Annotated in this window: 15 protein-coding genes and 1 riboswitch; of the genes, 1 reads left to right on the plus strand and 14 read right to left on the minus strand. The window is 35.9% G+C overall.

Going from position 1 to position 23,249, the window contains the following annotated elements; genetic code table 11:
- Positions 1-646: 646 nt before the first annotated feature.
- From H7K77_RS13940 to H7K77_RS13990, 11 genes are all read right to left on the minus strand, one after another.
- On the minus strand, positions 647-1,093 hold the full coding sequence (locus tag H7K77_RS13940) for a hemerythrin domain-containing protein (RefSeq protein WP_186578468.1): 447 nt from the start codon (positions 1,091-1,093) through the stop codon (positions 647-649).
- A 141-nt stretch (positions 1,094-1,234) separates the two neighbouring features.
- Positions 1,235-2,932, minus strand: a complete 1,698-nt coding sequence (locus H7K77_RS13945) for a methyl-accepting chemotaxis protein (protein ID WP_186578469.1) — start codon at positions 2,930-2,932, stop codon at positions 1,235-1,237.
- A 146-nt stretch (positions 2,933-3,078) separates the two neighbouring features.
- Positions 3,079-3,165: riboswitch (cyclic di-GMP riboswitch) on the minus strand.
- Positions 3,166-3,356: 191 nt separating this feature from the next.
- Positions 3,357-4,883, minus strand: a complete 1,527-nt coding sequence (locus H7K77_RS13950) for a family 43 glycosylhydrolase (protein WP_235988940.1) — start codon at positions 4,881-4,883, stop codon at positions 3,357-3,359.
- A 237-nt stretch (positions 4,884-5,120) separates the two neighbouring features.
- Complete coding sequence (locus H7K77_RS13955; RefSeq protein WP_186578471.1) at positions 5,121-7,541, minus strand: beta-glucosidase family protein; 2,421 nt, start codon at positions 7,539-7,541, stop codon at positions 5,121-5,123.
- Positions 7,542-8,044: 503 nt separating this feature from the next.
- On the minus strand, positions 8,045-8,461 hold the full coding sequence (gene mgsA, locus H7K77_RS13960; protein ID WP_186578472.1) for a methylglyoxal synthase: 417 nt from the start codon (positions 8,459-8,461) through the stop codon (positions 8,045-8,047).
- Positions 8,462-8,569: 108 nt separating this feature from the next.
- Positions 8,570-9,586 carry a glycosyltransferase family 2 protein gene (locus H7K77_RS13965; protein ID WP_186578473.1) on the minus strand — a complete coding sequence of 339 codons (1,017 nt, stop codon included), beginning with the start codon at positions 9,584-9,586 and terminating at the stop codon, positions 8,570-8,572.
- A gap of 22 nt (positions 9,587-9,608) precedes the next feature.
- The gene (locus H7K77_RS13970) at positions 9,609-10,226 is read right to left on the minus strand and encodes a hypothetical protein (protein WP_186578474.1); all 618 of its coding nucleotides are present in this window, start codon (positions 10,224-10,226) and stop codon (positions 9,609-9,611) included.
- Positions 10,227-10,348: 122 nt separating this feature from the next.
- Complete coding sequence (locus tag H7K77_RS13975) at positions 10,349-10,984, minus strand: hypothetical protein (protein ID WP_222599371.1); 636 nt, start codon at positions 10,982-10,984, stop codon at positions 10,349-10,351.
- A 29-nt stretch (positions 10,985-11,013) separates the two neighbouring features.
- On the minus strand, positions 11,014-13,437 hold the full coding sequence (locus tag H7K77_RS13980; protein ID WP_186578475.1) for a beta-glucosidase: 2,424 nt from the start codon (positions 13,435-13,437) through the stop codon (positions 11,014-11,016).
- A 117-nt stretch (positions 13,438-13,554) separates the two neighbouring features.
- Positions 13,555-16,263 (minus strand): beta-glucosidase, encoded by a 2,709-nt coding sequence (locus H7K77_RS13985; protein WP_186578476.1) that lies wholly within the window; start codon positions 16,261-16,263, stop codon positions 13,555-13,557.
- A 318-nt stretch (positions 16,264-16,581) separates the two neighbouring features.
- Positions 16,582-17,463 (minus strand): LysR family transcriptional regulator, encoded by an 882-nt coding sequence (locus H7K77_RS13990; protein ID WP_186578477.1) that lies wholly within the window; start codon positions 17,461-17,463, stop codon positions 16,582-16,584.
- A 212-nt stretch (positions 17,464-17,675) separates the two neighbouring features.
- Between H7K77_RS13990 and glf the strand changes: the two genes are divergently transcribed.
- Positions 17,676-18,779 carry a UDP-galactopyranose mutase gene (gene glf / locus H7K77_RS13995; protein WP_186578478.1) on the plus strand — a complete coding sequence of 368 codons (1,104 nt, stop codon included), beginning with the start codon at positions 17,676-17,678 and terminating at the stop codon, positions 18,777-18,779.
- Between the two features lie 96 nt (positions 18,780-18,875).
- Here the strand turns inward: glf and H7K77_RS14000 are convergent, their stop codons facing one another.
- The 3 genes from H7K77_RS14000 to adh all read right to left on the minus strand — a co-directional run bounded on the left by H7K77_RS14000 (position 18,876) and on the right by adh (position 22,919).
- Positions 18,876-20,654: a methyl-accepting chemotaxis protein gene (locus tag H7K77_RS14000; RefSeq protein WP_186578479.1), complete on the minus strand. Its 1,779-nt coding sequence runs from the start codon at positions 20,652-20,654 to the stop codon at positions 18,876-18,878.
- Positions 20,655-21,016: 362 nt separating this feature from the next.
- Positions 21,017-21,370, minus strand: coding sequence for a DUF779 domain-containing protein (locus H7K77_RS14005; RefSeq protein WP_186578480.1), 354 nt, complete (start codon positions 21,368-21,370; stop codon positions 21,017-21,019).
- Positions 21,371-21,398: 28 nt separating this feature from the next.
- The gene (gene adh / locus H7K77_RS14010; protein ID WP_186578481.1) at positions 21,399-22,919 is read right to left on the minus strand and encodes an aldehyde dehydrogenase; all 1,521 of its coding nucleotides are present in this window, start codon (positions 22,917-22,919) and stop codon (positions 21,399-21,401) included.
- Positions 22,920-23,249: the final 330 nt, after the last annotated feature.

The raw sequence follows: 23,249 nt of genomic DNA on the forward strand, positions 1-23,249 counted from the left end.
TTCGCTTTGTTAAAGGGCAGCTAACATCGCGAAATTAGAAATACCATAAGATTTCGCTTTGTTAGAGGGCAGCTAACGTCGTGATATTAGAAAAACTATAAGATTTCGCTTTGTTAGAGGCCAGCTAACGTCGTGATATTAGAAAAATAATAAGAATTCGCTTTGTTAAAGGGCAGCTAACATCGCGAAATTAGAAATACCATAAGATTTCGCTTTGTTAGAGGGCAGCTAACGTCGTGATATTAGAAAAATAATAAGAATTCGCTTTGTTAGAGGGCAGCTAACGTCGTGATATTAGAAAAATAATAAGAATTCGCTTTGTTAGAGGGCAGCTAACGTCGCGAAATTAGAAATACCATAAGATTTCGCTTTGTTAGAGGGCAGCTAACGTCGCGAAGTTAGCGGAACAATAAGAATTCGCTTTGTTAAAGGGCAGCTAACGTCGCGAAATTAGAAATACCATAAGAATTCGCTTCGTTATATTGCCTATCCAACTTCTTACTGGTGATTCTATACAAAATACTATTACTTCACATCCAATATTATTGAAAATTTCACTTGAAAGATGAGTCCTATTACAGTTTTATTTCCCTACAACAAAAAAACATGCCATCATAATTTAGAGGCATGTTCAAAGATAAGCTTATCAAAATCCACTGTAAGAATCCCTGTGAAACCGACCATTGGCTTGGAAAAGGTAGTTTTCTGGAACAGCCTTTTCAATCATAGGAAAAATAACTCTTTCCTCAAGACGCACATGATCATTTAAAATTTCCCCTAGTTTTCGAAATGTATCCAGATTAGGGCGCTGCTTTCCTCGAATCTGTTGCACAAGACTGCGTATCTGAACATGTTGAATTAGCATATCTCGAATAGAATCCTGATCGACTGATTCGTATTGCGCATAAAGGGGGAGTAGAACCTCTTCCTCATCACGGAAATGGTCTTCTCCATCTGTTTGCCAGAAGTCTATTACTTGTCTTGTCATCTCTTGAATACTACTGTTCTCATCAGCCTTCTTTAGCTGCTGAGCCATTACTAAGGCATGATGATGGTGATGAGATAATGGATGTAACGCCTCATGTCTTTTCAAGATAAGATTCCTCCTCTTCAGCTTATTTATCCTAGTGTAACACTTCTATCAGTTATATTATGCACCTAAAATTGAACACTGTTTAAACAATACCATTCAAAAAAGGAGTTTGGAACTTAATCCATACTCCTTTTTACAATTTTATAACTTCGCTGTAGCTGCCAGGTTATTTAGTTCCTCAGCAAGTTTAGATAATTGTCCAGCACTTTGTGTTACCTCATCCATCGAGCTACTAGTTTGTTGGATAGATGCTGATGTTTGTTCAACACCAGCAGCTGATTCCTCTGATACAGAAGCTATTTCTACTATAGAACTACTCATTTTTCTACTATTTTCAGTCATGGAAGATAGATTCTCGGTTACCTTTTCGATGCTTGTAACCATATCTTTCATGTTTCGATTAATTTCTTTAAATGTTTCACCTGTCGTTTTAATTTGGCTTGTACCCTTTTCAACTTCTTTATAGCCGCCTTCTAATGAAGAAGCAACACTAGTTGATTCCGTTTGGATGTTTTCTACAATCGTTGTGATATCCGTAACTGAATCTGCCACTTGTTCTGCTAGTTTACGAACTTCGTCAGCTACTACTGCAAATCCTTTTCCATGTTCACCGGCACGCGCAGCTTCTATCGCGGCATTCAAGGCCAATAGGTTCGTTTGATTTGCTATATCTCTAATGACGGAAACTAATTGGGAGATCTCTTGTGATTGTTTATCTAAGCCTTTTACTTTTGACACAGCTTCTTTTACAATCGAGTCTACAATCGACATTTGTTCAACAGAATCATTCATTAATTTGGCTCCATTACTAGTGATACCCAATACCTGATTAGATGCTTCATAGATCTCTTTACCATTTTCGCTTGTCTCATCCATTTTATTCACAAATACTTCCATGCTAGATGATAAGTCCCCTGCATAACTTGCTTGTGACTCCGTACCAGACGCAAGCTCTTCCATTGTACTAGCAATTTGGTCTGAACCAGTTTTTACTTCATTAGCCGACTGGTGTAGTTCTTCACTTTGGTTAGAAACAGTAGTCGATACACTATTGATTTGTTGAAATAAATACCTTAGGTTATCATTCATTTGATTTGTTGCAGATACTAATTGCCCTACCTCATCTTTTGCTTCAGACTTCATAGGCTCATGACTTAAGTCACCGTCTGCAATTGACTTTAATCGTTGCATAATGGCTTTTATCGGTTTAGAAATTTGTCCTGATGTGAAAGTAGCAATAATAACGCTTAACACTACAACAATTAAAGCAATCACGGTTCCGACTATTAGAGTACCTTGACCCATTTTCAGTATTTCTTCCCCATGCTCTTCCACACTAACTTCACGGTTTTTGGATAGTTCCGCAAAACCACTCATAATTTCTCTCGCTAACGGTTGTGCATTGTCTTTCAGGTTTTGGATGGCAACCTCTTCATTACCCTGATCATATGTTTCAAAAATTTCAGACTGTACCATTTTTCGCCATTCGATACTTTTATTAATAAGTTCTTTAACTCCTTCAGAATGTTCTCCAGCAAGAATCTCCTCCTGGTACTGAATACTATCCGCTGTATAGAAGTCAAATTGGTCCTTAAACTCTTGATCACCATATAACACATAACCCCTTGCAAGAGCAATTCGTTGCGACATATTAAATGACAACTTTTCATCTGCAATTAACAAGGGCAATTCATCGTGTATTATTTTTTCTGTGTCAGTGTTGATTGCCGAAATGGATACAAAATTTATAATTCCTAATGCTATTACTAAAAACATGACTAAGCTGAACCCAAACATGATTTTCTTTCGAATACTCTTGAAATTTAGTAGTTTTTTCATAGTAATCTCCCCCTTATGTATTAATATTGTAATAAAAGCTAAGCAAAGATTCGTATGACTTGTGACCGCTTAAAAACTATAACTCATATAAATATATAAAAAGGCTATTCGACATTTACGTGAATAGCCAACTCAATAAAAATAAGTTTGGTAACCAGGCGTTTCCTAAAGATCATCGCTTTAGACCCTTGGCTTCGCACCCTATCCTTTCAGATAGTTTGCCTTTTCATCTGATATAAGTAATTTGTTTTTATAAAGTCAATAAATTTGCTCTTATACTTATTATATTACCGCATAATTCGACAATATTCAACAATATTTTCAAACGGTAGAAAAATGAGCCTATGACACTAAACATTCAACCTGTCTCTTATTTCAATATATCAAGTTTGGTCGTAAATTCTATCTAGTACGGAAACTTATGTTAACTTAGGACAAATGATTTAAAATCGACTTTTCCTGAACCCTTATAAGTAAAATACAAAGCCTGTTTCCCTCTCCCAATGTTCACTTCTTTACGAAAATAGGTATAGCTTAAACTCTGTTTAATCGGAATACTTGCAATCGGTTCAGAATGGAGTGAGGTAGCGATTAACATTTCTCCTGAACCAGTACAATTAACCTGGACTGCAATTCCCTTCAAATCCTTAAAGAAAAAATACTTATAGCCTGCAACTGCTCCATCTCTCATATTAGCTATGTATTGCGTTGGGTTATTTTCTCTATCTTTACCAGTTTGTGTCAAGTAAGGATGACCTCTAAACGTTATGTTGCCAAAATATGTACCATATCTCCCAGCACCGTTTTTTGACATAAGGTTGCATGCTATATACGATTCATACTCTCCTTTCCCTTGTAGAGGACCGTTGTTTAATCCAGAGCTAGTCATCTCTACCTGGGCAATAGAGCCATCCTCCTTTATTTGGATAGGTTCGGCAAGTGCTTGTCTGGAATAATGATGCCTATTCGTTTGTCTGTGGTAGAAGACGTACCATTGCCCCTTTACACAAACAATGCCTCCATGATTATTACCAATATAATTATAAGCATCTTTATCCTCATTAGATCCATTTATATATAAATCTCCATTACTTATAATGGTTCCTCCAAAAGTAAATCCTGCAGTCGGACTCTTACTAGTTGCATAACATAATTCATGTCCATTAATGGAAGAGTATATAAAATAATAGGTATCCTTAATTTTTCTAATAGAGCTTGCTTCAAAAAATTCATGACCCTCAAAACCAGTCCCTTCCGCTTCCCCTATTTTAGGAAAGAGAAGCTTTGGTTCACTAACAACGGTTTTCATATCAGAACCTAGCTCTATTACATACCCTCCTTCAAAGGTTCGTTTCTTAAAATCAGTAAGTAAACTAGGAACTCCTTGTTTTGGTGCAAACCCAGAGTATAAGTACACCTTTTCATCATCATCGACTAGTACACCTGGATCAAACAAATATGGATCACCTTTTTTATTCCATAAAAGTTCACCGTCCGGAAGACTAATATACCCATAGAATTCAAAATTCCCACTCGGAGTATCACATACGGCAACCCCGATAATACTGCGAAAACCAAGTGTATAGTATAAATAATATTTTCCATCTATACCTCTTGTTACATCAGGTGCAAACATTTGATAAAGTCCTAGTTTATTTTTAGGGTCCTGCTTCTTCCTGTAAATTATCCCTTCGTACCGCCAATCACTTAAATCATCAATTGGTGCTGACCAACAAACATAATCATTCAAGCAGAACAACTTTCCATTAAACCTATCATGAGACCCATATATATATAATCTATCGCCAAACACATATGGTTCTCCGTCGGGGATATATTCATAGCTTGGCAAAAATGGATTAACCGCTTGTTTTTCCAATATAAAAACCTCGATTCTATTTAAATTGATAATAATACTCTTTTTATAACCTATATAATAAAACGCTTTCATAAATAAAAACTAATTCATACATTAAAATCCTATCTTAGATTGCAACAAAACGACAGCAACAAAAAGTTAGGGGGGCTAAACTAATTGTTGTACAATACAACAATTTAAAAATATTTATATTTCATGTTTACCCTGATGGACGATTATTATTAGTAATTAGCATTGTAAACTAAATAAGAAGAGCTGTGTTGATGTGGTACATCAACACAGCTCTGGCTTTAATACTCTATATATTGTTTAATTAATATTAGCTAATTTTATCTTTTTTCGTCTTTCCTTAAACACATGTCTCAAACCTTTAAAAAATTGGCCATTTACCATCATTAAGATACCATCTAACATTGGCATGTTCACGATGCCCCCTGTTAATCTTGCAATCCCTCTAAAAGGCATATGATAGATAGACATCATAATTAGATTAGCAGTGCTTCTCTTTCCAATCTTCCATAAAGACCAGTGCGCAAACACAATGGAATGATATATAAGACGACCGAATAACCCTTTGGCATACTGACACTGCTCGATAGTGTCCGTATACCCTAATGGTTTAGTACGGTCCCACGTAGATACTGGCACTTCTCGTTCAAGTAATATTTCAAATTCTTCCTTACTAATATTATTTGCATTACCTGAGTAATAGGATGGCAACTTCTCCTTATCATAAGGAACTGATGCTCCGGTACCTTCAATAAATATAGTATCCTCTAAACGAATATCCGCGCTAGAAGCACCGATCATTATTTCATATTCAGCTTCTTCTACTTCCCATTTGTTTGTTCTGACATTAAAATAACGAAAAGTTTTATCGTCAAATGGAATGGCAACTGTCTTTGTTTCACCGGCATTAATAAATATCTTATCAAAACCCTTTAATTCTTTTTTCGCACGGAAAATTTCACTAGACTCACACCCAACATATAACTGAGCAACCTCCATCCCCGCTATGTCACCAGTATTAGTCAGTTTAAACGTTACACCATCTTTATCAACATGAATATCCGAGTATTCAAAATTAGTATAACTAAGTCCGTATCCGAACGGGAAAAGAACATCTACATCAGCCGTGTCATAATAGCGGTATCCAATATACAATGCTTCTCTGTACTCCACGCTAGCTTCGTTTCCAGGAAAGTTCTGGAAGGAGGGTGTTTCTTCATATCTTAAAGGGTAGGTCTCTGCTAATTTACCTGAAGGATTTACGTCTCCAGATAGAACTCTAAGAATAGCTCTCGCTCCCGCTTGTCCACCTAAATAACCATGTAGTAACCCTTTCACCTTGTCAATCCAGGGCATTTCTACTGCCGAACCACAGGAAAGAATAGCAACAATATTTGGATTAACCTTATGCAAAGCATATAATAAATCAACTTGATTATCTGGTATTTTCATATTTTTCCTGTCTAAACCCTCAGCCTCTGTCATTTCATCTAAACCAATGTATAAAAAAACAACATCTGCTTTCTCAGCCAGGGAACATGCTCGATTGATTAGCTCTACATTTTTCTTTCCATAGCGATCAAAACCTCGCTCATAGCCAATACTTAAAATGCCTGATTCCTCAAAACAATTCATTGTATGATCGAGAATGGTCGGATTTACAATCGAAGACCCTGCTCCTTGATAACGCGCATCTTTCGCAAAGTCACCAACAACAGCAACCTTTTTACCAAACTTAAGTGGTAACAAATTGTCTTCATTTTTGAGTAAAACGATAGATTCCTCTGCAACCTTTTGCGCAACACGGTGATGTTTCTCTACATCAAATTCCTTCTTATATGCTTTCTCAAATACTTCATTAGTAGAGAAAATCAAATCAAGCAGACGATCCACACTCTCATCTAGTACTTTTTCTTCAAGTTTACCTGACTTGATAGCTTCGATAATTTCTCGATCTGTTTGACCATCTGTTGTTGGCATTTCTAGTTCATTTCCTGCTAACAGACCTGCGATACGGTCATTACTACCTCCCCAGTCCGTAACAACCACACCATCATAATTCCATTCTTTCCTAAGTATCTCTTGCATTAAATGCTGATTTTCATTTGTATAATCACCATTTAGTCGGTTATAAGAAGACATGATAGTCTTGGTTTTACCTTCCTTAACCGCTATTTCGAAAGCGGTTAAATAAACTTCTCTAAGTGTTCTTTCATCAACTATGGTATCTATGGACATCCGTCTTTCTTCCTGGTTATTAACAGCAAAGTGCTTTACGCATGCAGAGACACCATGAGATTGAATACCCCTAATATAACTTGCAGCCATCTTGCCCGCATGATAGGGATCCTCACTAAAATATTCAAAGTTTCGTCCACATAGCGGATTTCTTTTCATATTAATTCCAGGACCAAGTAAAACATTTACTTTTTGAGCAATAGCCTCTTCACCAAGAAAATCGCCAACCTTTTCTCCTAAGTCGGCATTCCAACTATTAGCTACAGTTGCAGCTGTTGGATAACATGTAGCTGGAATACTAGCATTTAACCCCAATTGGTCTGCTGCTGCCTCTTGTCGTCTGATCCCATGTGGCCCATCAGCAAGAAACATACTATTAATTCCAAGACGCTTTATATCTTGTGTTTGCCAGAAGTCTTTACCTGACATCAAAGATGCTTTTTCTTCTAACGTCATTTGTGTAATTAACTCTTTATATTTCATTTCGATTCCTCATTTGAAATTTCAGCGGTACTCCCCCAAAGAGATACTTCCGAAAGCCTATTTAGATTATTTATGCTAACACTATAGAGATATTCTACTATAGAATGTATTCATTTTCTAATACTTCTCACTTCAAAAATAAACCGTGATTTCCATTTTACCCATTTATTTGAAAAAAAGAAAGTTTGGAATATTTATGAACAAAAGCGCAGAGCGCCGGTTAGCGACGTACGGACTGGACTGAGCCGTAGGAGATAAAGGCAACACGGTGAACGAAGTGAACCGATGTTAACTTATCGTACGAAGGCGAGGGAAGTCTCGCTAGTCGCTGGCGCTCGGAGCTGGACGAGGCTAATCTTGTAGGTTATCCACATTTAGCAGATTTTATAACTTCCAAAACTATTAAAAAAACAGGAAACATTGTTACGCCTTCCTGCTGAAGTAAGAAAATAACCATAATATAGACAATACAATAGAGAAAGGTGAGTATACCATAATGATGTTTAATCATTATTGTTTGGTTTACTATTTATTATTTCTCTCCATTGTAATTTTCCATCTTCTAAACCGCGGATGAGAATTTCAGCTGTTCCCATGTTTGTTGCTAGCGGGATACAATAAACATCACAAAGACGTAGTAATGCAATAATGTCTGGCTCATGAGGCTGTGCAGCTAAAGGATCTCTAAAGAAAATAACGATATCCATTTCATTATTCGCGATTAAAGCACCTATTTGTTGATCTCCACCTAGGGGCCCTGATTGGAATCGATGAATAGCTAAACCGGTCGCATCCATAATTAGTTGTCCAGTGGTACCGGTCGCAAACAGTTGATGCTTTTCCAATATAGGTTGATAGGCTTTCGAAAAATTAACCATATCACTTTTTTTCTTATCATGTGCAATCAAAGCAATTTTCATTATATAATCACTCCTTCGAATTCAGTTTCTTCCTATTTATAAGTAAAACTTTAAAAAAATGAGAACATCATAATGATGCTCTCATTATTTACATATATAATTTTGAATTTAGTTAAACCCAACTAATTTTTGAGATATTTTATATGCTCCCACAGAAATTCTACGTCCGGCACGTCCCGGTAAATTTATTAAATTACCCATAATTCCAAATTTCAAGCTGTGGTATAACTGGATATCTGTATCTTTAATATATCTCCACAGTTCCCTCTTCTTTTGAAGGTTCTCAACCGTACCCGACCGAATTAATAGAATCGCAGATACAACTGTAACGATTTCTAAATGTCTAATCAAATAGTGATGAAGCTTCGGATTCTCGATCAATTCAAGGTTTGCTTCTTCAATCATCAGCTTATTTACTTTTATTTGTTGATCTATTCGCTTGATCATAATGTTTTCCTGAACAGATTGATCCTCTCGTCCTATAAAGTATCTATAAAAGTCTACATTTACATAGTAGATTTTCTTTACATGTTTAAGTGGTGTAAAGACGTATAAATTATCTACATAGAACGTATGCTTAGGAAGCTCTAATCCACAATCTAATAATAATTGTGTCCGGTAGATAACCGAGTGCATCAAGATATACTGACCCTTTCGAAATTGCTTAATGTCATCCCAAGAGAAAACCTTGTTTTGCGGAAGTACATTATCATACTTCATGATCTTCTTATATCTTGTGCCCTCTTTTTCATATACAAAATTACTTATAACCATGTCAACCAAGCTATCGTTATCACTTAAGTTTTTTAGGGATTCTATTATTTTCATATACGCTCTAATATCAACCCAGTCATCACTATCTACTACTTTAAAATACAGCCCGGACGCATTACGAATTCCTGCATTCACAGCTTCCCCATGTCCTCCATTTTCTTGGTGAATGGCTTTAACAATGGAAGGATACTTCATTGCATAATCATCTGCAATTTGTGCTGTTTGATCAACGGAGCCATCATTCACTATCAGTATCTCTACGTCGTCCCCACCAGGCAAAAGGGATTCTATACAATATCTCATATAATCTTGTGAATTATAACAAGGTATAACTACTGATAATAATTTCATACTCACACTACCTTTTCTAATTCTATTTTTCTGGCCTTTGTTTAAAAATCACTTTAAATATCGGATAAAAAATCCAGAAAGAAATAGTACCATTAATTTTCATTGTAATCATGTCTGCTGTCGTTTCCCCAGCATGACCCATTTCCCACGTATTAATCAATAAGTTATAGATTGGTTCTTTGTACAAGCCTTGTGCTGCTGCAGCACCTATTGTAATAAGAATATACGCAATAACATACCAAATTGCAGCCGTCCAAATGTTACTATTCGATTTAAAGGTAATACTTCTTTGCACAAAGAAGTTAATAACCTGTGCAATTGCAATCGTTATTTGAACTGCCAGAAAATAGGCAAGCCCTCCGCCTCCACCAGAAGCAAGTGGGCCTGCCAAATAATCAAAAACATAATAAGCAGTACCGTCAAAATTATGACCAAGCTGTAAAACTTGAAAACTGATACTTACATATGATGTTTTTGCAAAAATACCTTTTATAACTGGCATGAGCACAAGTTGTAATGCTGTAACTCCATAACTTACAAAAAGAAATACTAGAAATTGTGCAATGTTTGGGTGCTTTTCCTTAAATCTAATCCAATGAACTGATACAGAAGCAGCAAGTTTCCATTCACTGTTACGCACGTTAACTCTCCTCTGCTGCTTCTTCCTTATCTCACTTACTACCTTATATATTAATACTCTATTTTAAAAAAACAACCCATTAATTATTAAAATAAACTAAATTTTCCATACAATGGTAACTCTTATTTAGTTTCAGTCTCAGGCTTTTCTTTAAAGATTATTTTAAATATCGGGTAAAATACCCAGAATGAGATCGCACTATTAATAATCATTGTAATAATATCAGCAGCTGTTTCACCAGTAGCACCTAATCCCCATGTATTCATTAATAGGTCATAAATTGGCGCTTTGTAGAACCCTTGTGCTGCTGCAGCACCGATTGTTATCAGGATATACGCAACAAAATACCAAAAGGCTGCATTCCAAATATTACTGTTAGATTTAAATGTAATAGTTCTTTGAGCAAAGAAGTTTATGATTTGTGCTATTGCAATCGTGATCTGTACAGCTAGGAAATAAGCTAACCCACCGCCACCGCCAGCTGAGAGCGCTCCTGCTGCATAGTCAAACACATAATAATCAGATCCGTCAAAATTGTGCCCAAACTGTAAAATTTGGAAACTAGTACTTACTAGTGACGTTTGTGCAAATATACTCTTAAAAACTGGCATAAGGACAAGTTGTAAGACTGTAATTCCATTACTCAACAAGAAGAACACTAGAAATTGCGCAATATTAGGATGGTTTTCTTTGTATCTTTCCCAGAAACCAAGCAATCCTGAAGTTTGCTTTTTTGCTTTAGCTTTTTCCATACTCATTTTACCTCTCCTTTGTCACTTAGGCTATGTTAATTATTGCCTTTCGCGACTTTTAGCATCTTGCTTCTTTCTTTTAATACATGGCGTAACCCTTTAAAGAATCGACCATTAACAATCATTAAGATACCATCTAACATCGGCATATTGATAATGCCACCAGTCATTCGAGCAACGCCTCTAAACGGCATGTGATAAACAGACATCATAATTAAGTTTGCTGTTTCTCTCTTGCCTATCTTTTTCAAGAACCAGTGTGAGAAAGAGATTGAACGAAAAGCGAATCTAGCAAATCCTCCTTTAGCATATTGACACTGAGCAATTGTATCATTATATCCTAATGGTTTACTGCGATCCCAAGTGGAAACAGGAACCTTTCGGCCAAGTAGCGTTTCAAATTCATCTTCACTCACGTTATTTGCTTTACCAGAATAGTAAGATGGTAGTTTCTCTTTGTCATATGGTAGCGGCGCATTCGTACCTTCGATAAAAATCGTATCTTCCAGGCGAACATCTACACTTGAAGCACCAATAGTAATAGTGTAGTTAGCCTCTTCCACTTCCCATTGATTCGTTTTTACATTGAAATAACGGAATGTTTTATCATCAAAAGGAATGGTTACTGTTTGTGTTTCTCCTGGATTTAAGAATACTTTTTTAAATCCTTTTAATTCTTTTTTCGGACGGAAAATTTCATTAGATTGACAGGCTACATACATCTGCGCAATTTCCATACCAGCTACCTCGCCACTATTGGTTAACTTAAAAGTAACACCGTCTTTATCCATTTGAATATCAGAGTAATCAAATGTTGTATAGCTCAATCCAAATCCAAACGGGAAACGAACCTCAACATTTGCACTATCATAATAACGATAACCGATATACATAGCTTCTCTGTATTCAACACTAACTTCCTTACCAGGAAAATGATGAAATGCAGGTGTATCCTCATAACGAACTGGATAAGTTTCAGCTAGTTTACCAGAAGGGTTTACTTCTCCCTTTATGATTCTAAGAATTGCTTTTGCTCCAGCTTGACCATTTAAATAGCCGTGCAATAAGCCTTTCACTTTATCTATCCAAGGCATTTCAACAGCAGCTCCACAAGATAGGATTGCCACAATATTAGGGTTCACTTCGTATATAGCATCTAATAAATCGATTTGATTTTGGGGAATTTTCATATTTTGTCTATCTAGACCTTCTGCTTCTGTTGCCTCATCTAGACCAATATATAAAAGTACAACATCTGCCTCTTTTGCAAGAGCACATGCTCTATCTATTTTATTCTGATTTTTTTTACCATAACGTTCAAAACCTGGTTCATATCCAACACTAACAATTCCAGATCCCTCTATACATTCCAATGTATTATCTAATACTGTTGGATTTACTATAGAAGATCCAGCACCTTGGTATCGAGGATTCTCAGCAAAATCACCAATTGTAGCTACTTTGATTCCGTCTTTCAATGGTAAGATATTTCCTTCATTCTTAAGAAGAACAATCGATTCTTCTGCTACTTCTTGTGCAACTTGATGATGTTCCTTTACATCAAACTCTGTTTTGTATGGCTTATTAAAAACTTCTTCTGTTGTGAAAATTAAATCGAGTATGCGATCTACCGCTTCATCTAATACTTCTTCTTTCAATTTTCCACTTTTGATTGCATCGATAATTTCTTTATTTGTTTCACCTGCTGTTGTTGGCATTTCCAACTCGTTACCAGCTATTAAACCTGCCACGCGGTCATTACTTCCGCCCCAGTCTGTGACAACAACTCCATCATAATTCCATTCATCACGAAGAATTTCTCTCATTAAATGAATATTTTCGTTTGTATAAGCGCCATTCAACATGTTATAAGAAGACATAACCGTCTTTGTATTACCTTCTTTAACTGCTATTTCAAATGCTGTTAAATAAATTTCTCTTAACGTTCTTTCATCTACGATTGTGTCAATTGACATACGTCTTTCTTCTTGGTTATTAACAGCGAAGTGTTTAACACAAGCGGAGATTCCGTGCGACTGAATTCCTTTAATATAACCTGCTGCAATTTTCCCAGCATGATAAGGATCCTCACTGAAATATTCAAAATTTCTTCCACATAAAGGATCTCTTTTCATATTAATACCAGGTCCGAGCAAGACGTTGACTTTTTGAGCAACTGCCTCTTCACCAAGGTATTGTCCAATTTTTTCTCCTAATTCTGTATTCCAACTGTTTGCAACAGTTGCAGCAGTCGGAAAACAAGTTGCCGGCAAACTTTCATTAAGCCCTAAATGGTCCGCCGCTTCTGCTTGCTTTCTAATTCCATGCGGTCCATCTGCAAGAAAAATATTATTGATCCCAAGTCTCTCTATATCTTGTGTCTGCCAGAAGTCTTTTCCTGACATTAAGGATGCTTTTTCTTCAATGGTCATTTTTTCTATTATGTCTTTGTATTTCATGTCCCCGATACCTCTTTTTTTAAGGAAGGCGGTACTCCTTTAAGAAGTACCGCCTATCCTAGTTTTTAAGAATCTTTTTAGAAACGGTTAAATGTATTTCAATTAATAACTTAAACCTTATTCTTCTTCCATTTTCCAAGTGCGAGATACTGCATAAAGTACGTTTTTACTTGCTCTTTGTAAATTGGAAATTGTAGCAATTTTTGTATCATTATTTTTTGAAGCCTCAACCCAGATTTTGCTTTGATTTTCTCCACCTTGCCAAGCAGCCATAGTATCTAGTGAAACATCTCCACCTGCGTACAGCATTTGCATAACATCCATATGTGGATACATATTTGCATCAGTTAAGATTAACCCTTCAAATCCCCATTCATTTCTTAGAACATTTGTGAGTAAACCTTCATGTCCACCAGCCCAAGTCAAACCGATGTAGTTAAAGGAAGACATAACACCCAAGCTTCCACCTTCTTTTACAGCAATTTCAAAAGGTTTTAAATATATTTCACGAATTGCTTGTTCATTTGACCATGTAAATAATTGGTTACGAACCCCATCTTCACGTTCATTTAACGCAAAGTGTTTAACGTAGGTAATAACACCTTTGTCTGTAGCGCCTTTTACAACTTGTGCGGCAATTTCACCAGAAAGAACGCCATCCTCACTATAATATTCAAAGTTTCTTCCATTAAATGGAGTTCTATGAATATTCATTGCAGGGGAATACCATCCACTGTAGCCAAACGCTTGTGCCTCTATTCCTACGCTAGTACCCATAATATAACCAGCATCCTTGTTCCAAGTTGATGCTGTTACAGCTGGAGCAGCATAAGTAACACCTACACCTTCAACACCCATTATTGGTCCTGAATATACGTTTGAAGCAATCGCCATTGAACCATCTGGTTGTAACACCTTTGGAACACCTAGTCTTTCTATTTCAGCAAGCTGATAAGCACCAGTACCACTTATTGTTGCCATTTCTTTCACCGTCAATTGCGATACAAATTCATCCCACTTCGGATCACCGTACGGTACGTCAACCATATCTGAAAGCATAATTTTCTCATCTAATTCTTGTCCAACTTTAGGTAAATCATCAGCAGTTAAGCCTAACTCTTTATCTGTTGGCACTTCATAAGTCATTGCATCGATAATTTCTTCTGATGCAGTAAAGTCTGCTTCTTGAGGTCCTGTAAATGCGCGACTCTCAGGATTCCATTCTCTAGTTAAATAGTCATCAATATGATAAGCATCTTCAAATTGATTTGTAGCAACTGCATTATCAGTAGATCGGCTTTCATCGTTATACACAATTGTTTCACTTACGGTGTACGTTTCTGAATCGATATTATCATGCGAGTTATCTCTAAGCATTAACTGATAATCGCCTTTTTCAAGTACGTAGGCATTATTGTTCTTATAATCATAAGAAGCCATGTCTTCTGCATTAATTGTAAGCGAGTAAATTTCTGTGTCACCTGGTTTAATTTCATTAGTTTTCTTAAAGTCAATTAGGTTAACAGTAGACTTCTCTATTTCACCAGTATAAGGTGGATTGTAATAAATTTGGATGGAATCCTTACCTGCTACATCACCAGCGTTTTTAACTGCTACACGTAAAGTGATTTCTCCATCTTTTTCAGTCATTTCCACAATTTCTTTTTCAAATGTTGTATAACTTAGACCGTGACCGAATGGAAACTTAACATCCTCATCATATTTATAACTCTCATCCGTGTCATGACGAGTTTCAAAGTACTTATACCCTACATAAATACCCTCATGATACTGTGTGAAGAATCCAAACTCTTCTTTAGCATTTTCATAGTGATTAGATCCTGCCCAATCCCCATTTTCATCTAGCTCTTTATAGTTATTTGCTGCAGGAATGCTTGTCAAATCAGAAACCCATGTATCTACTAAATGACCAGATGGGTTTACTTTACCGTTAAGAATTCTTGCTAGTGACTTAGTTCCACTTTCCCCTGGGAATCCCATCCATAAAACACTCTTAATTGACGGATATTCATCTAAAAAGTCTAATTGCATCACATTTACAGAGTTTATAACTAATATAACGTTTTCAAAATTTTCACTAACTGTTTCTATCATTGCTCGTTCGTCGTCTTGTAATTGAAGATCATTCGGGCTTAAATCAATCATTTCTCCACCACCACGACCAATTACGACAAGTGCAGTGTCTGAAAATTCTTGAGCATGTTCAATAACTGTTTTTCCATCTTCATATAAAGATGTATCTTCATAGGCCTTTTCAGGTACTTCTGGAAGAATAAAATTATTTCCTTCTCCTAAGATAGCAGAATCACTTTTATTCTTAGGTGCATTTGTTTCTTTTATTGATATATCTCCACTTTTATAAAAATTATAATGAAGGTATAACAAATCTTGGTTCAATTCGAAATTCCCGTCTGAACTTTGAAGGGCATCTTCTAATTTATTAGCTTTAGTAACATCAGTAGCAGTTGAACCACCAGAGTTAAATAATGTTACTACAGATCTTGTTCCAAAAACGTTAATTTTTTCTTTATCATCTTTCGATGTTTCAATTGGAAGAAAATTATTATCGTTCTGCATAAGCACAAAACCTTCGTCCGTAATTTTCTCTATTGTTTCTACAGCTGATGAATAGGAAAGTTTTTGTTCTTCAGTATCTGGTTTGAATTTCGCAATAAGCCAGTTACCTGTATCTGTAATGACAAACCCATAAACTAAAACTGCTGCTAGTATGAATCCAAATACACTAGAAGAAATAACTATTGTTTTTTTCTTCTTACTCCATTTTGTCTTTTGTTGTTTATCCATAAGAATAAGTCCTTTCTTGTGAAAGCAGTAACCTCATTTGTGATACGCTTTCATTTATGGTTTAATTGGGTCTTTCTAAACAAAAAGAATACTCCAGATTTGTCGAAAAAGTTCTAGGATTATTAAAGACTATAAGTTCTATTGCCAAACTGACCTCCTTTAACTTTATCGAAATGATCCTCTTTAATTCTCTTGCTACTTCAATGTAACCCATTTCATAATTTACGGCTATCAACCAAAAGTTAGGGGGTAGTAACTTTTAGTTTGTTACAACAAAAAAAAGTCGATTTAACGGGCTTTTTAGCACATTAAGTCGACTCACTTTTTTTCAGTTTTATCTTTTATATAACTTTTAAACAGCATAATTGCCTTTGATTGAATCCCTCTTTTGCGGGAAACTAAGTATATATTTTGTGGAATTTTCTCTTTTAACCTAACAACTTTTAAATTATTTTGTTGTAAAGTAGTTTCTACGAAGTCGACCGAAATAGCAACAAATCCATTTAATTCACATAGACGGTGCGCGGTTAGAATATTGCCAAATTCATGAACCACATTTGGGGTTATTCCTCTATCTAAGCATTTATCTACAAAACTATGGTCTTTACCCTTCCCGGCAGATTTGACAACTAAAGGTTCGTCTCTCAAATCATCAAGTGAAACTTCTTGCTTATCAGCTAACCGGTGATTATTAGAAACTACAACGACCGCTTCTCCTGAAGCAACTAATTCATGCTCACAGTTCTCAATATCCTCATAGTCTGTCACTAACCCGACATCCACGTCCTCTTGAAACATTTGATTAAGGGAAGAATCATCAGGCAACTCTCGAATTTTCACTTGTATATCAGGATAAGTCTTAGAGAACTCGTATAAAAAATCAATAGGAATAACAGATGTTGATGAATATGTAACTACAACATTTAACGTACCTTTGCTTCCACTAATAATACTGATTTCTTTTTTTAGATCTTCCATCAGATAAACAATATGCTGAGACCTTGCATATAGTAATTCTCCAGCTTCTGTTGCTTCCATACCACGTGGACCACGATCAAATAACTCTGCCTCAAGTTCTAATTCAAGTTGCTTTATCGTTTTACTAAGACCCTGTGGTGTAATAAATAGTTCTTTAGCCGCAGAATTAATACTATTCATCTGATAAACCTTATTAAAATGTTGAAGTGCTTCTATATTCATATATTCACCTTTTTGTTTTAATCCTAATTGTAAGTCTTAGTATAGCACTCTACTAGAACTTTTTGCAATGAACACTAGAACTATATCCCTATAGGGACGAAACTTCTCTTTATTAATTCATACTACTTTGTTATAATGCTCCCATTAATATATATCTTTGACATATTTGGATAAAATAGTCCTAAATTACATAGTTTATAAGGAGATTTTACATGTATGATTATCTAGTCGTGGGCGCTGGTTTGTTCGGTTCCGTTTTTGCCTATGAAGCAAACAAAAGAGGAAAAAGGTGTTTAGTTATTGATAAGCGAGATCATATTGGTGGTAATGTCTATACCGAACAAATGGAAGGTATCAACGTTCATAAATATGGGGCACACATCTTTCACACAAACAATCAGAAGATATGGGAATATATAAATCGCTTTGCTGAGTTTAACAGATATACTAACTCACCGATTGCAAATTATAAAGGAGAAATTTACAACCTTCCCTTTAACATGAACACATTTAACAAGTTATGGGGGACTGTCACCCCTAGCGAAGCTATCGCAAAAATTGAACAACAAAAAGTAGCTGCAGGTATTACAGATCCTAGGAATTTAGAGGAACAAGCTATTTCTTTAGTTGGAACAGATATTTATGAAAAATTAATCAAGGGCTATACCGAAAAACAATGGGGAAGATCAGCGAGTGAATTACCAGCTTTCATCATTAAACGGTTACCTGTTCGTTTTACATATGATAACAATTACTTTAATGATCGCTATCAGGGTATTCCGATTGGCGGGTACACAGGTATTATTGAAAAGATGTTGGAAGGTATTGATGTTAAATTAAATATCGATTTTTTTGAACAACGAGAAGAACTGGAGCGTTTAGCTAAAAAGGTAGTCTATACTGGTATGATTGACCAATATTTCGATTACAGGTTTGGCGTCTTGGAATATAGAAGCTTACATTTTGAAACAAAGGTAATAGGTGATACTGATAACTACCAAGGAAATGCAGTGGTCAACTATACGGATAAGGAAACCCCATATACAAGAATAATTGAGCACAAACATTTTGAATTCGGTACCCAAGAGAAAACCGTTATTACAGAAGAATATCCTTCCGAATGGAAGCCTGGTGATGAGCCTTATTATCCAATAAATGATGATAAAAATAATGATACTTACAAAAAATATAAATTGTTAGCTGACGATAAAAAGAATGTCATCTTTGGCGGTCGGTTAGCAACGTATAAATATTACGACATGCACCAGGTTATTGGTGCAGCTTTAGCTACAGTAGAGAGAGAATTTAGTTCATAGAAGAAAGTTGTGCTTGAGCTATTCAATAGAAGTTTGACTAGAACCCACTTAAAAACACGTTATGAAAATTCATAACGTGTTTTTATTCTTATTTATTTACTTTTCATCCTCATTTTCATCCAATAAGGAATCCTCTTCCACTTTCTTAAATTTATTTACCTGATTATTTAAATCGGTAACAATTTCACTATTATGCGCAGCCTCATCTGTAATAGTTGTAATCGAATTTAACAGGCTGGTTGTATTTTCATTTGATTCAATGACAGCTTTAACACTCTCTTCAACCGCTAGTGTTATTTCTTGAATTCCTTCAGCCATACTGCTAGAAATGGTGCTTAAATCCCCTGATCTAGTACTAAAACGCGTTAACATCTCATCAATCGTATCCATGTCCTGTTTATAGTTATTAGCTATTTCAACAAATCCATCATAATCAGCCAATACTTTTTCCATTATATAGGACATGATCTTATTTGCATTATTAACTAGTTCTTCGACAGACTCCGTTACTAACGTACTAATACTCTGAATATCGTTGGCAGTTTGTTCAGTACTTTCAGCAAGGATTCTTACTTCATCAGCTACCACAGCAAATCCTTTACCAGCATCACCTGCTCTTGCCGCCTCAATCGACGCATTTAATGCAAGCAAATTGGTTTGAGATGATATATCCAATATATTAGCTGTAAGTTGGTTTATTTTCTCAACAGAACGACTGTTTTCAATCGAAATAGACATTGTATGGTTAATATCCTTTAGTACCGACTCTGTCTGTTCTTTACTCTGACTGGACTGCGTACGTATTTGATCCGCACGTTCCGCAACACCTGCTACATAAGTAGAGCTTGACTTCGCATCCTCTGCAATTACATTAGCTGATGAAAGAACATTCTTAGAACCATCCTCAATATTCTGAATCGTACTACTGATTTCTTCCATACTAGCTGATAATTCATTCAACGCCGCAGAAATACTCGATGTAGATCTTTTGGATTCCACAAGGTGCCCACTCATGTTCTCCGTAGATTCTTGAATAATAGTTGATCCAGACTTTATGGAAATCATCGCATGTTGTAGTGTTTCTAGAAAACGATTAATACCTTTTGTTATCTGACCAATTTCATCTTCAGAACGAACGTCAATTCTAGCAGTTAAGTCCCCTTCATTGTTTTCTAATTTTTCAATGATGTCACCTAGACTACGATTAGCATTTTTCAACGGTGCAATGATCGTTTTCATCGTAATTCTGAATGCTACGGCTACAGCTAAAATAAAAATCGCTGCCATTGACCAAATGATCATCGTGGATCTAGCAACTCTAGAATCGATTAAGCTTTGTTCATGTTCAATACTACTATCTAATACTTCTTGAAATTCACTTTCAGTTGAAACCATAGTATCTGATAATTTGGAAAGCGTAACATAACCTTGATTTGCGGTTGTTAAATCACCACTTTGAATTGATCCTACTACGACAGTAGCCTCTTCCATATACGCTTCCATATCAGCTAAATATGGTTCATACGCATTACTTAACTTATCATCCATAGATTTTTCAGCGTATCCCTTTGTTATGGAGGCGATTTCATTAATACCCGTAGTAGCTCTTTCTATACTATTAGAGATAGATTCTGTTATTCCTTGCTCATTTGCCTCGTCACCTAATAAGTACGTCTGAATAGATAATTCTATGTTTCCCATTTCCTTCTCTACTTGCACTTGCTCTTTTTCCAAACTAATAAAATAATCGGAGAATAATTTGGAGGATAATTGCACTTGAGAGTTAGTTATTCCACTTAACACAGTATTTAATGTGAAGAGAAATGTTAAAAGTATTAAAATAAATAATATGCGGTATGCTATCGACTTTCGCATAAGCTTCCCCCTAATGGTATCGTTTTCTTTATAAGAATAAGCGAAAGCGTTTTTTTATGTCTATCAACTAAAAGTTGATGCTTGATTATATCAAATAGCTTTTTCATGCTTGAATGGTTTCCCATTCATTTATAAACAGGCGAACCTATAGTGAAATCTATGATTTTTTTATGGCTATGCTACCACATTTCATCAGGTAAAAAGAACCACAAAATAATTTTTCATAAAATATTGTAGTATTCAAAACCAATAAATAAAGGTATAATCGAAAATTAAGCTTATATAAGTTTCTAAATACTTAATCAATGATGATAGGTAAAAGGAAGCAGTTATGATTCCCTGCTTCCTTTTACCACTTTTTATTATTTCACTTCTGTCCTCTCCTCATCAGTAAATAGACGAGATCTTGTCAAAAACCGCTTCCCCTCAGGTCCCTCAAGAGAGAACATTCCCCCTCTTCCACTTACAACATCAATAATCAATTGCGTATGTTTCCAATATTCATATTGATCCTTTGACATGTAGAAAGGGGTATTACCTATATAGCCCAATAAAACATCAGACTTGCCAATTTTAAATTCACCTCTTGGAAAGCACATCGGGGAACTCCCATCACAGCACCCACCTGATTGATGAAACAACAATGGTCCATGTAAATCGATTAATCTATCAATTAACTTTATCGTTTGTTCCGTTCCTACTACCTTATCAACCATTTTTTCACCTCTTTATATGAAAGTGTTATCAAAACAGTCCAGTAGCTTCTGTACTATAGCTCACCAATAGATTTTTCGTTTGTTGATAATGGTCTAACATCATTTTGTGATTCTCTCGTCCGATACCAGATTTCTTATATCCACCAAATGCTGCATGAGCAGGATATGCATGATAGCAATTCGTCCATACTCTGCCTGCTTCAATGGCACGGCCAAACCGGTAAGCAGTGTTTATGTTTCGTGACCAAACCCCTGCACCTAATCCATATAACGTGTCATTAGCAATTTCCAAAGCTTCTTCTTCATTTTTAAAAGTAGTTACTGCCAAAACTGGTCCAAATATTTCTTCTTGGAACAATCGCATCTTATTATTCCCCTTAAATACGGTAGGCTTTACGTAGTAGCCATTAGCTAACTCACCATCGAGTTGATTCACTTCTCCACCTATTAAGACCTCTGCACCTTCTTGTTTGCCAATATCTAAGTAGGACTTTATTTTCTCTAATTGCTCCTCAGATGCTTGTGCTCCCATCATTGTATCTGTATCGAGTGGGTGCCCAATTTTTATAGATTCAATTCGCTGTATCGCCTTTTCCATAAATGTATCATAAATAGACTCGTGAATAAGTGCTCTGGATGGGCAGGTACATACTTCCCCTTGGTTTAATGCAAACATGACAAGCCCTTCAATTGCTTTATCTAAAAACCCATCATCTTCATCCATGACATCCTTGAAAAAGATATTGGGAGACTTTCCACCAAGCTCAAGTGTCACCGGAATAATATTTTCAGAGGCATACTGCATGATTAATCGACCGGTTGTTGTTTCTCCAGTAAAGGCTATTTTTGCGATCCGATTGCTAGAAGCTAGTGGTTTACCTGCTTCCAATCCAAAACCATTTACAATATTGAGCACACCCTTAGGTAATAAATCGTGGATAAGCTCCATAAGGATATGGATGGAAGCTGGTGTTTGTTCAGCAGGCTTTAATATGACACAATTCCCAGCAGCTAGTGCTGGCGCTAGCTTCCAGGTTGCCATCAAAATCGGAAAATTCCAAGGAATTATTTGTCCAACGACCCCTAATGGTTCATGAAAGTGATAGGCAACTGTATCTGCATCTAATTGACTCAAGTTTCCTTCTTGAGCACGAATAGAACCAGCAAAATAACGAAAATGATCAATGGCTAATGGAATATCTGCTGCCAGTGTTTCACGAACTGCTTTTCCGTTATCCCACGATTCTGCAACAGCCAGCATTTCCAGATTTGCTTCCATTCTGTCTGCTATTTTGTTTAATATGTTAGCTCTCTCCGTTGGTGATGTGCCACCCCAACTAGCTTTAGCAGCATGGGCTGCGTCTAAAGCTAATTCAACATCCTCTGCAGAAGATCTTGCAACTTTGCAAAACACTTTCCCGGTGACCGGACTAATGTTATCAAAGTATTTTCCATTTACAGGTGCTTGCCATTCTCCACCGATAAAATTGTCATACCTTTCCTTAAAGTTAACTTTAGCCCCTGGTCTATTTGGTATTTCATACTTCATCTTATATTCCTCCCCTTCATTATTATCCAAATTGATTTAGTGAACAACAAAATTGTAATCGCTTACAATATTATACTAACCATAAAGTAAAAAAATGCCTATCTGTGTTTTTTTATTCTTCTAATCGTTTTTAAGGAAAAAACAAGACCCTTAACTTTCAGGTAATATTTATTATTCTACAAGAAGATTAGGATTAAGAGAATTGAATCACTTTCTGTCCCTACAAGATAACTGTATAAAGGCTTTTAAATATAAATCACAGGGAAAATGAATAAACGCAAAAAGACTACCTCCTTATCGTTACAGGTAGTCTCTTTTAAGCTCCTATTT

Origin of the sequence: Aquibacillus kalidii (genome assembly GCF_014280935.1) — a bacterium.
GTDB classification, from domain to species: Bacteria; Bacillota; Bacilli; order Bacillales; family Amphibacillaceae; genus Aquibacillus_D; species Aquibacillus_D kalidii.

Excerpts from the sequence above, each read along its gene's own strand:
- H7K77_RS13945 (WP_186578469.1), bottom strand. The coding sequence starts at position 2,932 with ATGAAAAAACTACTAAATTTCAAGAGTATTCGAAAGAAAATCATGTTT.
- H7K77_RS13950 (WP_235988940.1), bottom strand. The coding sequence starts at position 4,883 with ATGAAAGCGTTTTATTATATAGGTTATAAAAAGAGTATTATTATCAAT.
- H7K77_RS13955 (WP_186578471.1), bottom strand. The coding sequence starts at position 7,541 with ATGAAATATAAAGAGTTAATTACACAAATGACGTTAGAAGAAAAAGCA.
- mgsA (WP_186578472.1), bottom strand. The coding sequence starts at position 8,461 with ATGAAAATTGCTTTGATTGCACATGATAAGAAAAAAAGTGATATGGTT.
- H7K77_RS13965 (WP_186578473.1), bottom strand. The coding sequence starts at position 9,586 with ATGAAATTATTATCAGTAGTTATACCTTGTTATAATTCACAAGATTAT.
- H7K77_RS13975 (WP_222599371.1), bottom strand. The coding sequence starts at position 10,984 with ATGAGTATGGAAAAAGCTAAAGCAAAAAAGCAAACTTCAGGATTGCTT.
- H7K77_RS13980 (WP_186578475.1), bottom strand. The coding sequence starts at position 13,437 with ATGAAATACAAAGACATAATAGAAAAAATGACCATTGAAGAAAAAGCA.
- H7K77_RS13985 (WP_186578476.1), bottom strand. The coding sequence starts at position 16,263 with ATGGATAAACAACAAAAGACAAAATGGAGTAAGAAGAAAAAAACAATA.
- H7K77_RS13990 (WP_186578477.1), bottom strand. The coding sequence starts at position 17,463 with ATGAATATAGAAGCACTTCAACATTTTAATAAGGTTTATCAGATGAAT.
- glf (WP_186578478.1), top strand. The coding sequence starts at position 17,676 with ATGTATGATTATCTAGTCGTGGGCGCTGGTTTGTTCGGTTCCGTTTTT.
- H7K77_RS14000 (WP_186578479.1), bottom strand. The coding sequence starts at position 20,654 with ATGCGAAAGTCGATAGCATACCGCATATTATTTATTTTAATACTTTTA.
- H7K77_RS14005 (WP_186578480.1), bottom strand. The coding sequence starts at position 21,370 with ATGGTTGATAAGGTAGTAGGAACGGAACAAACGATAAAGTTAATTGAT.
- adh (WP_186578481.1), bottom strand. The coding sequence starts at position 22,919 with ATGAAGTATGAAATACCAAATAGACCAGGGGCTAAAGTTAACTTTAAG.